The sequence below is a fragment of the Vibrio sp. 1557 genome (genome assembly GCF_033340175.1).
Taxonomy (GTDB): domain Bacteria; phylum Pseudomonadota; class Gammaproteobacteria; order Enterobacterales; family Vibrionaceae; genus Vibrio; species Vibrio alginolyticus.
This window is the reverse complement of record NZ_JAWOVZ010000003.1, coordinates 80,132-92,975: the sequence shown is the minus strand read 5'-3', so window position 1 is coordinate 92,975 and position 12,844 is coordinate 80,132. Positions and strand designations below refer to the sequence as shown.

Annotated in this window: 12 protein-coding genes; 8 read left to right on the top strand and 4 right to left on the bottom strand. The window is 46.9% G+C overall.

Annotated elements, in window-relative coordinates; all coding sequences use genetic code 11:
- Positions 1-266: 266 nt before the first annotated feature.
- From R7070_RS06180 to R7070_RS06150, 7 genes are read left to right on the top strand one after another with little or no spacing between them, the layout of a single operon-like run.
- Positions 267-932: a hypothetical protein gene (locus R7070_RS06180; protein ID WP_053303974.1), complete on the top strand. Its 666-nt coding sequence runs from the start codon at positions 267-269 to the stop codon at positions 930-932.
- Between the two features lie 12 nt (positions 933-944).
- The gene (locus R7070_RS06175) at positions 945-1,643 is read left to right on the top strand and encodes an ABC transporter ATP-binding protein (RefSeq protein WP_053303975.1); all 699 of its coding nucleotides are present in this window, start codon (positions 945-947) and stop codon (positions 1,641-1,643) included.
- Positions 1,631-2,899 (top strand): ABC transporter permease, encoded by a 1,269-nt coding sequence (locus R7070_RS06170; protein ID WP_256900186.1) that lies wholly within the window; start codon positions 1,631-1,633, stop codon positions 2,897-2,899. The genes R7070_RS06175 and R7070_RS06170 overlap by 13 nt, the downstream gene beginning before the upstream one ends.
- Positions 2,892-3,677, top strand: a complete 786-nt coding sequence (locus R7070_RS06165) for an outer membrane lipoprotein-sorting protein (protein WP_256900185.1) — start codon at positions 2,892-2,894, stop codon at positions 3,675-3,677. Before R7070_RS06170 ends, R7070_RS06165 begins: the two co-directional genes overlap by 8 nt.
- A gap of 45 nt (positions 3,678-3,722) precedes the next feature.
- The gene (locus tag R7070_RS06160; protein WP_256900184.1) at positions 3,723-5,069 is read left to right on the top strand and encodes a hypothetical protein; all 1,347 of its coding nucleotides are present in this window, start codon (positions 3,723-3,725) and stop codon (positions 5,067-5,069) included.
- Positions 5,070-6,092, top strand: a complete 1,023-nt coding sequence (locus R7070_RS06155; protein ID WP_256900183.1) for a sensor histidine kinase — start codon at positions 5,070-5,072, stop codon at positions 6,090-6,092.
- A gap of 15 nt (positions 6,093-6,107) precedes the next feature.
- A complete protein-coding gene (locus R7070_RS06150; protein WP_047102486.1) occupies positions 6,108-6,899 on the top strand; it encodes a LytR/AlgR family response regulator transcription factor in 792 nt (263 codons plus the stop codon).
- Positions 6,900-7,039: 140 nt separating this feature from the next.
- On the opposite strand, the gene R7070_RS06145 is transcribed toward R7070_RS06150, so the two are convergent.
- From R7070_RS06145 to R7070_RS06130, 4 genes are all read right to left on the bottom strand, one after another.
- A complete protein-coding gene (locus tag R7070_RS06145) occupies positions 7,040-7,534 on the bottom strand; it encodes a peptidylprolyl isomerase (RefSeq protein ID WP_238975634.1) in 495 nt (164 codons plus the stop codon).
- A gap of 121 nt (positions 7,535-7,655) precedes the next feature.
- Complete coding sequence (locus tag R7070_RS06140) at positions 7,656-9,317, bottom strand: methyl-accepting chemotaxis protein (RefSeq protein ID WP_025768726.1); 1,662 nt, start codon at positions 9,315-9,317, stop codon at positions 7,656-7,658.
- A 175-nt stretch (positions 9,318-9,492) separates the two neighbouring features.
- Positions 9,493-9,879, bottom strand: coding sequence for a thiol-disulfide oxidoreductase DCC family protein (locus R7070_RS06135; RefSeq protein WP_169650236.1), 387 nt, complete (start codon positions 9,877-9,879; stop codon positions 9,493-9,495).
- Between the two features lie 24 nt (positions 9,880-9,903).
- Positions 9,904-10,698: a DUF4344 domain-containing metallopeptidase gene (locus R7070_RS06130; protein ID WP_005374451.1), complete on the bottom strand. Its 795-nt coding sequence runs from the start codon at positions 10,696-10,698 to the stop codon at positions 9,904-9,906.
- A gap of 857 nt (positions 10,699-11,555) precedes the next feature.
- Between R7070_RS06130 and gltS the strand changes: the two genes are divergently transcribed.
- A complete protein-coding gene (gene gltS / locus R7070_RS06125; protein ID WP_005374448.1) occupies positions 11,556-12,791 on the top strand; it encodes a sodium/glutamate symporter in 1,236 nt (411 codons plus the stop codon).
- Positions 12,792-12,844 lie beyond the last annotated feature (53 nt).

Sequence of the window (12,844 nt, the reverse complement as noted above, 5' to 3'; positions counted from 1 at the left end):
AGGAGAGTGCGCACTGTCTGTTATGGGTAGTTGTGGGATGGATAAATACACTAGCCTCAGATTTTAAGCCAGTGTTTTTATTGTGACTGCCGTAAAAATGTAGCGTTACGAATGAACGGAATTGTATTTTCTGTTTAAGTGAATGTCATTCATCCTCTCTCAATACCATTCACTCCGCATAATTGCCATTGGTCGCATGCAAAAGCAGCGTGCGACCTTCTCCCTTAATCTGAAACCATCAAATCACGTTCCACTAAGGACAGTACATGATGGTTTCTCAATCTCGCTCAATCAAAGCTCTTAAACTGGCAAGTACGTTTATCGCCGCATTTGCACTTAGCAGCAATCTGGCTCTGGCTAACCCAAGCGAGCGCACACTCAGTCAATTCAACCAAGCGGCGCAGGGTGACTCTGGCTTAGTTGATACTGTTTATGGCGAACTATCCAAACAACTCGAAGAGCAGGGCGCAACGCCGGTGACCTTGGTTTACTTGGGCAGTGCTGAGACGTTGCAAGGTCGTGAGGCGTTTATGCCTTGGAACAAGATGAAGTTCACCGAGCGCGGTCTTGCCACAATCCAAAAAGGTTTGGATCTAATGGCGAATCAGCCAGTTCCACTGCAAGAGCAACAGCGCTTACAAGGCTTGCCGGAATACCAATTAGCCACTGCCATGGCAGCCACTACGTTTACCTCTCTGCCAGACATGTTCAATCACTTTGAGCGTGGCTACGAGCTGTACCTTTCATTGCTCGATGAGCCGAGTTTTAGCCAACAACCTTTCGCGGCTACTTCGTGGATTTATCGCTACGCCATTGAAGCAGCACTACGCGCTGAAGATGTCCAACAAGCCAAAACATGGTTAGCGCAAATGGAGAAGTTGGGTGACAGCAATTTAGAAACGCAAACCGCGAAAGCGCTGCTAGCGAAATAGTAGGGAGGCGTCATGATCGTTTTTAATCAACTTAGCCGCGATTACGCCCTTGGCAGCCAAACCGTGTGTGCATTGCGAGACGTGTCTGGTGAAGTATTTGCCGGCGAAATGGTGGCATTGTGTGGACCGTCGGGCTCAGGCAAAAGCACCTTACTTAACGTGCTTGGCATGCTGGATACTCAATACCAAGGTCAGGTGACATTTGCAGGCAGCCCATACCCAACCGGACAAATGCAGGCGGCGAAAATACGCCGAGAAAAGCTTGGTTTTGTGTTCCAAAAATTCAATCTTGTCCCCGTGATGACGGCACTAGAGAACGTGGCGTATCCGCTACACCTCAACGGTTTTTCAAAAGCAGAACAAACCGAGCTCGCCACACAAATGCTAGAACACGTTGGCTTGGGTGAGTTTATTCATCACATGCCCGATAACCTATCTGGCGGTCAGCAGCAACGCGTGGCAATTGCTCGTGCGTTAGTGCACAAACCAGCGTTGGTGATTGCTGATGAGCCAACCGCAAGTCTTGATAGCCAAACTGCCAACAAGGTCATCGACATTATGAAAGGGCTCGGACACGAGCTAGGCACCACTTTTGTCGTCGCTACACACGACCCTCGTATGGCATCCCGCTGCGATCGCACCATTGAATTGGTGGACGGCAAAATTACCCAAACGCACGCAAGTGTGGAGGAGGTTTCATGGGCAAGCTAATTCCAGTTTCAGTTCGCCTTGCTTGGTTGAACTTGCAACGCAATCGCCGTCGCAGTTTATTGTCGATGCTGATCATTGCCATTGCCGTGTTTGCGTTAACCAGTGCGGGTGGTTTTGGTCTGTATACCTACGACAGTTTAAAAGAGTCGACAGCACGTGACACGGGGCATCTGACGTTAACCACGCCGGGTTACTTCGCTAAAGAAGAAGAGATGCCACTGAGTAACGGTTTAACTCACGCCGACGACATCACCAAGCAATTGATTGGGTTGAATGAAGTGCGAGGTGTGCAGCCACGAGTTGAGTTCAGTGGTTTGATTTCCAACGGCAACAAGTCATCGATCTTTATCGGCATTGGCGTGAACGAGCGCGAATTCGATATGAAAGGACCGTTTTTGGATGTGCGTGAAGGGCAGACGCTGTCAAACATTCATGCATCGCGTTATGACCCTGCAGAGCCAGAAGTGATGCTTGGCGTTGATTTGGCGAACAATCTAAGCGTGCACGTTGGCGATTGGATTACCTTGCTGGCGACCACTACCGACGGCGCATTGAACGCGTATGACTTCAAAGTTCGTGGCATCTACTCAACAGGCGTGCCTGAGCTTGATAAACGCCAACTGTACGTACACATCAACAGCGCACAATCGCTGCTCGGTTCAGACAAAGTCAGTGCGTTATCTGTCTTCCTGTTCGATACCAGTTTAACGAGCCAAGTCGAGCAACAAGTGGCTTCGGTTCTGAGTAAGCAAAAGCAGAACTTTAGTGACCAAGATATTGAAATTACGCCTTGGCAAGAACGTGCGTTCTTCTATCTCAAAGTGAAAGATTTGTACGACCGTATCTTCGGCATCATGGGCGCAGTAATGGCACTGGTGGTATTTGTCGCGCTGTTTAACACCATGACCATTTCGGTAACGGAACGCACCCGTGAAATTGGCACCTTGTCAGCACTTGGTAGCTACCCTCGCGAAATTATTGCTGGGTTCTTGCGCGAAGCAGGCTTACTTGCGGTGATTGGCAGCTTAATCGGCGCTTTGTTTACGGCACTAGTCACCATTTTACTGATGGTCGTGGATGTGCAAATGCCGCCACCGCCAGGACGCACAGAAGGTTACCCATTGACGATTTACTTCTCTTGGGAGCTGGTAGCTGTCGCAGGATTCGCAGTATTGATGATTTGTTTGGTTGCGGCGTTTTTCTCGGCGCGCAAAGGGGTGAACAAGCCAATTACGGAGGCACTGATTTATGTTTAATTTCAAATCACTATTACCAATTGCACTGCTGACGGTAAGCGGCGTTGCAAGCATGAATGTCAGTGCAAATGAAACAGCGCTAGATGCACAGCAAGTTGCGCAATTGATTGAAAAAGCCGACAGCTACCGCTTGCAAGATGATTCCTCCAAAGTGGTGTCACTGGTGCGCTTATATCAAGACCAAGAGTTAGATAAAACCCGCCTTTACCATGTGTACACGCGTCCAAATCGTGAATCGTTGGTGGTATTCAAATCGGCGGTTGAAGCAGGGCAAAAGATGTTGATGATGGGCGACAACTATTGGCTACAAATGCCGAAGAGCCGCCGTCCGGTTCGAATTACGCCAATGCAAAAGCTGCTTGGTGAAGCGTCTATCGGTGACATATCAACGCTGACGTGGAGCCAAGATTATCTAGGTGAATGGAAAGCGACAGAAACTGTTTCGGTGAACGGAGAAAGTGTCGCGGCTTATCACCTTGCGTTAACCGCGAAAACCAAAGGGGCGAGCTATCAGAAGATCGACTTGTGGTTGTCTGAGCAAGATGCGTTTCCAATCAAAGCCGATCTCTACTTGCGCTCTGGCAAACTCGCCAAGCAAGCGCAATACGGACGTGCAAGCGACAACGGTGAAGACTACGTCAGTGAGATGACCTTGCTTGATAGCATTCAGCCGAGCAAAAAGACCGTTATCGAGTATCAAGAGATCGTGCCTTGGCAGCTGGACAACAAGTTCTACAACCCAAGCTATTTGCCGAAAGCCAATACGACTCAGCTTTAGCCTGAACTCCTTAAATAGAACCATGAAAACGAGCAAGGAAGTCACATGAAATCGCACCAGCCTAACCTTAACAAAAGCACCAGTTTGTTGATTGCTGCCTCATTGTGTGTGGGCGCAGCAGCCCCAGTTTTTGCCAATGATGAGCTGAGTTTTGAGTGGGATTGGGCTGTCAGTTACGAAACTGCCAAGCAGCATGACAGCGCATTTATGCAGGCGCAGGGCAGTTCTCGTGATTCACTTAATGCACTGTTGGATGTGCAGGTGAATTATCAGAACTTCAGTGGCTTGTTCGCTCTGTACAGCCAAGGTTTGTACCTCAATCAACAAGGAGAGAGTGACTGGTGGAGTGAAGCAGATAATCAATTGCTGATTCGAGAGCTGGCTTGGCTAGGGGAGTGGCAAGTCGGTGATACCACTCTTGATGTGAGTTTGGGTAAGTTGCGTGTGGATTGGGGCGTGGGTTATGGCTACCGACCTTTGGATCTGTTTAAGCCTTATCGACAAAATCCTGTTGGCTTAGTTGCAGAAGAAGGTGCGGGTGTGTTTTCACTTTCACACTACGATATGGCAGGCGAGTGGACGGTGATTGCGACGGATTCAAGCTGGGGGCAACAAGACCAAAGTGCACTTGATCAAGCCGCAGAGCAGCAAGGTATTGGTATTCGTCGTTATGCGTTGGTGGGTGATACCGAGTATCAACTTATTGGTTATTACGATGATGTGCGCCGAGGTTTACTTGGAGCCAGTGCCATTGCGGTGTGGGATGAATCCATCGCCATGCACGGTTCCATGCTGTGGCAAAAGCAAAGTGTTGGCTATCAGTTTCAGCAGGGTGATCTTTACCAACCTGTTTCGGTTGAGGAGCAGGGCAGCACATTCCAAGCTTTAGTTGGGGTGAACTGGGCAAACCAAGCCGGACACAACGTGATTGCTGAATATTGGTATGACAGCCGTGCATGGTCGAAAGGCGAATGGCAACAAGCAATAGAGCGTGGTGAATTACTCTCTCAGATCCCTGATCCTAACAACTCTCTGTTGGCTAGCAGCGCTCTACTTGCGACAAGCTACGCCCAAGGGTTTCAGCACGCCAATATCGTTCAGCATAACGTAATGCTGCACTGGAGTTGGGATGTGGAAGCGTGGGCTGCATGGAGCGGTAAAGCGGATATGGGCTGGCTAAGTGATGTAACCCCCACGTTGGATGTGATGCTGTCGCCACAAGATGGTGGTGTGATTGTCACGCAGTGGCTTAACTACCAATGGATTGATACTGGCGATCAAAGTGTAGAAGTGGAAGTTGCCGCACGCTTTTTAACCGGAGACGGCCAATCTGCTTACGCACAAATCAATGATAAGCATATGATTGTATTTAACATCAAAGGGAAATTCTAAATGAGTTCAGCAAAATCAGTGGTGAAAAGTGGATGGCCGCGTAGCTTATTAGTGACCACGGCATTTTGTCTCTTTATCGCAGCAATGACGCTCTCGGTTTGGGGCGGTCCATTTTACATTCATGTAGCGGTTAGCTTTGGATTTGGCTATTCGGCTATCTTCTTCTCATGGTTGATTGACCGTTTGTTTCCAACCATCCCGCGTATGATAGAAGTGGTGTGTTCGCTTGTTGCCTGTTTATTGTTTGGGGTGATTAATGCGCAATTTTGGCTCGGAGAGTATTTTGGTATCTCCGATATGATCCCTGTTGGCTTAATGGGATTACTGTTTAGCGGTATGTGTTATTTCTATTTTTACTCGCGTGAGAAAGAGGCGGTTGCTCAACGAGAGTTGGAAGCCATCAAGCGCGAGAAAGCAGAGCAAGATCGTGCGCTGTTGCTGAGTCAGCTTAAGCAGATGCAAAGCCAGATTGAACCGCATTTCTTATTCAATACCTTGGCAAATATCAGTGCGCTCATGTCGCAAGATGTCGATAAAGCCAAGCTAATGCTAGAACAGTTAACCGCGCTGCTGCGTGCGACGCTCAAAAGCTCACGCGAAGAACACACCACCATAGACAATGAAACGGCGTTACTTGAGGCTTACTTAGGCATCCAACAAACTCGTTTGGGTGATCGACTCAGTTACAAGATTGAGGTGGAAGAAGGGCTAGGCAGAACCGAATTACCGCCGATGATGCTCCAACCTTTAATCGAAAACGCCATCATCCATGGTATTGAGCCGAAGCGAGAAGGCGGCGAAATCAGTTTGCTCATCAAGCGTGAACGACAGAACTTGAAGATTGAAGTCAGAGACACGGGTGTTGGCTTGAATCATGTTAGTGGGCACATGGGCTCTGGCGTCGGTTTAAGTAACCTCAAGCAGCGAGTTGAAGCTTTGTTCGCAGGGCAAGGAGAGGTTTCTATCAGTGAGTCTGCTCAGGGTGGTGTTTGTGTTCGCCTGAGTTGGCCAATGGAATCGTAATCAAGGAAGAAAGGAATGAATACAGGGTTTACTGCCATTATTGCTGATGATGAACCGCTATTGAGGCATCATCTTGATAAAAGCCTAGCTGAAGTGTGGCCAGAGCTAGAGGTGATAGCCAAAGTCGCCGATGGTGAACAAGCGTTGCAAGCCATTGAGCAAAGCCAACCTGATATTGCGTTTCTCGATATTCGTATGCCAGTTTTGGATGGCATGACATTGGCGCAAAAACTCAATCAACTCGCCAATCCACCTTTGATTGTGTTTGTTACTGCGTACGATGATTACGCCATCAAAGCCTTTGAACAAAATGCCGCCGATTATTTGCTTAAGCCTATCTCGGATGAGCGCCTCCTGACGACGTGTGAAAGAGTGAAAGCACGCCTTGCTAAGCGAGAGCAACAAAGCAGTAATGTGCAGATGAGCAGCCTGTTAGAACAGTTGCAGCAATTATCCGCGCCACAAACGCCGCAATATCTTCAGTGGATCAAAGCGACGCAAGGGGAAGATATTCATCTGATTGCTACGTCTGATGTATTGTATTTCAAAGCGGAAGAAAAATACGTTTCTGTGTATGCCCAACAAGGACAAGGCAAAGTGCAGGAGTATTTGATTCGCACCTCGTTGAAAGAGTTGATAGGGCAGCTTAACCCAGAACAGTTCTGGCAAGTACACCGTTCAAGCGTTGTGCAAGTGTGCAAAATTAGCAAAGTAAACAAAGACTTTGCTGGAAGAATGTTTGTTCACGTTGGAGAAACTAAGCTCGCTGTGAGCCGTGCATCTCAAAGTTTGTTCAAAGGGATGTAATCGCTAGAACTGCTCACTCTTTACACTGTAAACTCGCTGCTCATTTGTTTCAGCAACAAAAACAAAAAGCGCCTAAGTCATCTGACATTAGGCGCTTTCTTCGTTTTATAGCGACGATTTCTCTGCAGAGGCGAATGGGCTTATTCGCTGATCGTCACTTTCTCGATAATGATTGGATCGCATGGCACATCATCGTGACCAAGTTTAGAGGTCGTTTTCACTTTCGCGATGCGGTTTACGACATCCATACCCGCGGTCACTTTACCAAACACTGCGTAGCCCCAGCCTAGGTTGGTGGTTGCGGTGTGGTCTAGGAAATCATTGTCTTCCAAGTTAATGAAGAACTGTGCCGTTGCAGAGTGCGGAGCATCGGTACGCGCCATTGCGATAGTACCAACAAGGTTTTTTAGACCACGGTTTGCTTCGTTCGCGATAGGGGCGCATGTTGGCTTTTCTGCCATGTCTTCGGTATGACCGCCACCTTGGATCATAAAGCCGTCGATAACGCGGTGGAAAATGGTGCCGTCGTAGAAGCCATCTTCACAGTATTTTTTGAAGTTCTTTGAGCTAACTGGCGCTCGTTCTAGGTTCAATTCAATTTCGATGTCACCGAAATTGGTGGTCATAATAATCATCTTGTTTGCCCTTGTGGGTGCTAAGTTGGCGGCATTATAGCTAAGTCGCATTATGATAGCAGAAATAAAAACAGCGACGTTTTGGCGTCGCTGTTTGCATGTTGAGTGTTTGAGGAAAGCTCTAGACCGTAAAGCGACCGACCAAGTCGTACAGCTCGTTAGCTTTGTGGTTAAGGTTGCCACTGCCTGCGCGGTTTTGATTCGCAAGGTGCGCCGATTGGCTGCTTTGTTGAGAGATGACTTCTATGCGTTGTGAAATCTCTTGCCCAACTTGGCTTTGTTCTTCGGTTGCCGTTGCGATCAGCGTGTTCATGTCCATGATGTTAGCAATCGCGGCTTGGATTTCTTGCAGTGCGGCAGAGGCTGCCCGTGCTTCTTCAACAGTTGCTTCACCACGAGCTTGGCTTGAACCCATGGCTTTCACTGCCGCATCCGAGCCAGACTTCAACTGCTCGATCATTTGGTGAATTTCGCCTGTGCTGTCTTGAGTGCGACTTGCCAGTTTACGGACCTCATCGGCAACGACTGCGAAGCCGCGACCTTGTTCGCCTGCACGGGCTGCTTCAATGGCTGCGTTCAGTGCCAATAGGTTAGTTTGCTCGGCTATATCCTGAATCACTTCCAGAGAAGAAGAAATGTTTTTTACGTCGCTCTCTAAACGAGAAATCACCGTGCTGGCTTCTGACACCTCTAGCGCGAGTGCTTCGACAGAGTTCGCTGCCGAATCAACAATGTGTTTTGCTTGTTGTGAGTTTTCATCGGCGTCTCTGGCTGATTGCGCTGCTTGGTTAGCGTTGTTTGAAATCTCGTGCGCCGTTGCTGTCATCTCGGTCATTGCCGCTGCGACTTGTTCGGTCTCTTCACGTTGACCAGAAGCCAACTCGTCCACTTGCGATGCACGCTGTGACATCTCGTTGGTCTCTGAAACCACTTCTTGTCCGACATGGCTAACACTCTTGATGATGCCTTGCAGGCTTTCAACGAAGATATTGAAGTTGCGGCTCAGCTGCGTGAACTCCGGCACGCTCGATTCTTCCATGCGCGCGGTTAAATCTGCATCGCCTTGTGCGAAAGAGTGAATTGAAGCATCAAACTGCTCAATAGGTTTCATGATGCTGCGGTTAACAAATACGGCAAAGACTGCAACTATCGCTGTTATCGAGGCACAAAACAGGGCTATTGCCGTCAGTGTGGTGTTGAGATCTTCGTGTGCGGCTTTTTCCATGTCTGCCACAATGGCGTCGATATCGTCCGTGTAGAAACCCGTTCCCAACATCAAGTCCCATTCAGGAATAAAGACTGAGTAGCTCAGTTTCGGTAGTGCTTCACTCTGACCGAGTTTCGGGAAGTAATAAGTCGTGAACTCGCCAGTTTTGGCATTTTTTAACAAATCCTGAATCAGGTAATTGCCTTTCTTGTCCTGCAAGTTATAGAAGTTTTCCCCGATGCCTTTGGTGTTTTTACCCACCACGACGCGAACGCCTTTTGAATCATAACCAAAGATGTAGCCGGATTGACCAAACTCTAGTTGTTTCAAGATAGGCAGAGCCTCTTCCAGTGGGGCATTTTGTGCGAGTAGCGGCTCGACAGCGGAACGCGCCATTTGTACGTAGCTTTTGAGTTCGGCTTTTTTCATCTCCATCATTCGACTTCGAGTTTGCTCAATCTCGTGCTCGTTGTAGGCCGTGGTTTGTACGTAGGTGAACCACATCATGCCTATTGCCATAGTTAGAATTGGAATTATTGAAAGGATATATAGTCGTTTTCTGATCGTCAGATTCATAGAGACGTCCTTCTCTCGGCGCAGCGTTACAAGTGACAAGCTGAATAAGCTTGCCTGATAAAAGTGTTAATACTTATTGTTGTAATGTTTAGAGATTAACCGAGTTAATCAATCAGAAGTACTGGAAATTTGTAAATCTAGACGAAGGTCGTAGCATTTTTAAGCGGGATCACAATTAACGTGAACACGACCCACTATTGCAACGAGAAGTCCCTGTTAACCAATATGAGACGCGATACCTATTCTTTGCGAATTTGAGGTAAAGCCAGTCAGCAACAGGTTTAACGAGGCGCCAACGCAGTGGAGCGTAGAGCCAACCGCGACCAACTAATTGCCACGCACGATGAGTCACGTCCAACCCAAGCAGAAGTTCCCCCTTTTCGTTGAGGGCGTGCAAAATGGTGTTGGCTTGTTCAGGATCGATCTGCGGATAATCTGCGAATACATCACTATAGATATCGACGGTTTTGATGTGCTGCTTGGAATCGCGTTGTTTTAGCGCCTTCATCTCTTTGGCACAAAGCGGGCAGGTTCCGTCATAAAATATGGTGAGTTTTGTCATTGCGGTTTTCTTGTTTGAGATTTTCTAATCGCTTTTACGTGGCGAATTTTCTTTTGGTTCATTGTTTTGCAAGTAATGCAGCCAATTGTCGCGAATGTTGCCGTAATTGAATTGGCAGAACTCTTTGCGATCACGCAGGTAGTCTTTTTCTACTTCATCGAGTAAGGCTTTGTATTGCTCAGGATCACTACCGTACACCAAACATAACGTTGAAAAGTAACGCTGCAAATCAAAGCTGTGTTCGTCAATGTACTCGCCAAAATCGTAGTAGTCCGGTCTGTCGTCGGATTCGAATGCGAACATGTCGGCGGCGCTAATGGCCATATCTGCGCCATCTTCTAGGAAGTCAATCATTAAAATGGTGGCAAAATTATCGACCGCATCTTCTTCTTTTCCGAGAACAGGGATGCTTTGATCTTCGATGTAAGCATGCCCAGCTTCATGAAGTAAAGTGTGCAATAACGTATCTAGCGCCCCTGTTTTTGGGGATTTTCCGAAGCGTTCTTCATACTGATTATTGGAGAAGTAATTGAGCGACTCCAAATAAAAAGTGTAAGGAACGTATATTGTGTGTGTATCAGGATCATACATTGGACCATCTTCTCCGCCGTAAACCAGCGTGAGAGCTTTATCAAATGGAAAGTAGACCTGAGATAGCTCAACAAAGATGGTGTTTACATCGCTGCTTTGAATCGATTGTTGGGCGATTTTTTCATGAGTTGTCTCTACGGGAGAATATTGAATACGAATGCTTTCAGCTGCTGTAGCTGATGAGACGACGCTGAGTAATAGCGCAGGGCAAAGCGAATGAATGTTCATGTGGGACTCTTGTTATTGAATAACTTGTATAAAAAATTATACATGTTTTTGTCTGATGCATAGTTGGGGTTGTACTCATTAGCCAAAGTCGGGGCATCGGTCTCGAAAAGCAATCATGATAACATCGCATATTTCGGCGGCTTGGTTCTCTAGGGCGTTTATCAAGACCTCTTGGATAAGAACGGCGGTGAAGTTATTGGCTATGCATCGTTTTCTAAGAAGCTTACTGAGTAACTGTGCTTCGATCTTTATCTGTGAAAATGATAATAGGCAGTTAATCATTGCAAGGTTTAACCATGGGGTTGGTGAATGTCACTGAATTGAAGAAAATTATCAGCGATATGTTATAATCCTGCTCCGTTGTGACGAAAACGTTTGTTGCAGCCTGAGAGTTTCCTTGGATTCGGCTCGTTTATACACCATGAGCCAGAGTTGAAAAGCTACGACAGGAACAGGCAAACCCAATTGTTTTGAACGCGCTCTCGGCGTTTAACGGTTACAACGGGAAGGAACTTTGTTTGATAGTAATTGACACATTCTGTTTAAGTAAGGGAGCCCGAAGTGGTTCAGAAAGTGTCACCCAGAATTTACTCACAACACCCCAAGCGATAACGCACAGGTATTGCGAGGGGCCATTTGAAGGAGCTGTATCAGCTCCTTTCACATTTAAGGGCTTGCTAACAGCGTAAAAACTGACACATCGCTTAAGGAGCGCCCCTTAAACTAGCCTAAGGCGCATCTACACCAACTTTTTGAGTATTTTCGAAACAATAAAGCGAGAAAATTTGCTATTGAACGAAGGTTAAACTAACACTCATTCATTACGGAGAATGAAGAGAACAATAATAAGAGGCGATATGAATCATTTAATATCTGTAGGTGCACTGGAGTCCTTCTTGGTCGCAATTAGTGTGCTTTTCCTGGGGCATTTTATTAATGCTAAGCTACCGATTTTAAAGAAATTCAACATACCTGAGCCGATTGTAGGTGGTCTTATTGTAGCCTGCATGATTACTGCTCTTCATTTCAACGGCATCGATTTAGAGTTCGACTTGCCATTACAAAATACGTTTATGTTAATGTTTTTTGCGACAGTTGGTTTGGCCGCAAATTACACTCAGTTGATGAAAGGAGGTGCGAAGGTTTTTATCTTCTTAGCTGTCGCATCGTTTTACATCATCATACAAAACGGCGTTGGCGTTTCACTTGCGGCGGCGCTCGGTTTAGATCCTTTGATGGGGTTAATTGCTGGCTCGATTACTCTGTCTGGTGGTCATGGTACAGGTGCTGCGTGGTCACAAACCTTTCAAGACGTGTATGGATTGGATAACGTCTTAGAAATTGCAATGGCATCAGCGACTTTTGGTTTGATCATCGGCGGTATCATTGGTAGCCCTGTAGCGCAGCGTCTGGTGGAAAAGAACAGCATAGAGTCTGAGTATGGTCGTGGTGGTCGAGATGCCAAAACTCACGAGAAATTCCCGGAGTTGGTGACTTACAATGAATACGAAGAAGATAAAGTAACGGCGAAAAAAGTGGTGGAGAAACTCTTCTTCTTACTGATTTGTGTTACTGGGGCCAAGTATGTCGAGCAATGGGTAAGCACGTATGAAATCTCATGGCTGATGATTCCAGACTTCGTATATGCGCTATTCATTGGTGTGATCATTACGAATTTCTTGGAAGTGACCAAAATTCGTAAGTTAGATGCCGAAACGGTCGATATGTTAGGTACGGTATCGCTATCTCTATTCCTAGCGATGGCTCTGATGAGCTTGAAGTTATGGAATATCTTTGATCTAGCGATTCCATTCTTGGTTATTTTAGCTGTGCAGTCTGTCGTCTTAGCTATCTTTACGTACTATGTTACGTTCAAAGTGATGGGAAGCAACTACGATGCTGCGGTTATTGCAGGGGGGCACTGCGGTTTTGGCTTGGGTGCAACCCCAACAGCCGTAATGAACATGGGTTCAATCGTTAACCGATTTGGCCCGTCGCCACAAGCATTTATGGTGGTGCCAATTGTGGGCGCTTTCTTTATCGACATCGTCAACTTAATTATCTTGCAAGGCTACATTTCATTCCTTGGTTAAAGTTAAGTGGATGAGCTCCTAGAGGCGAAATAAAACGGTCACAACACTGGTTG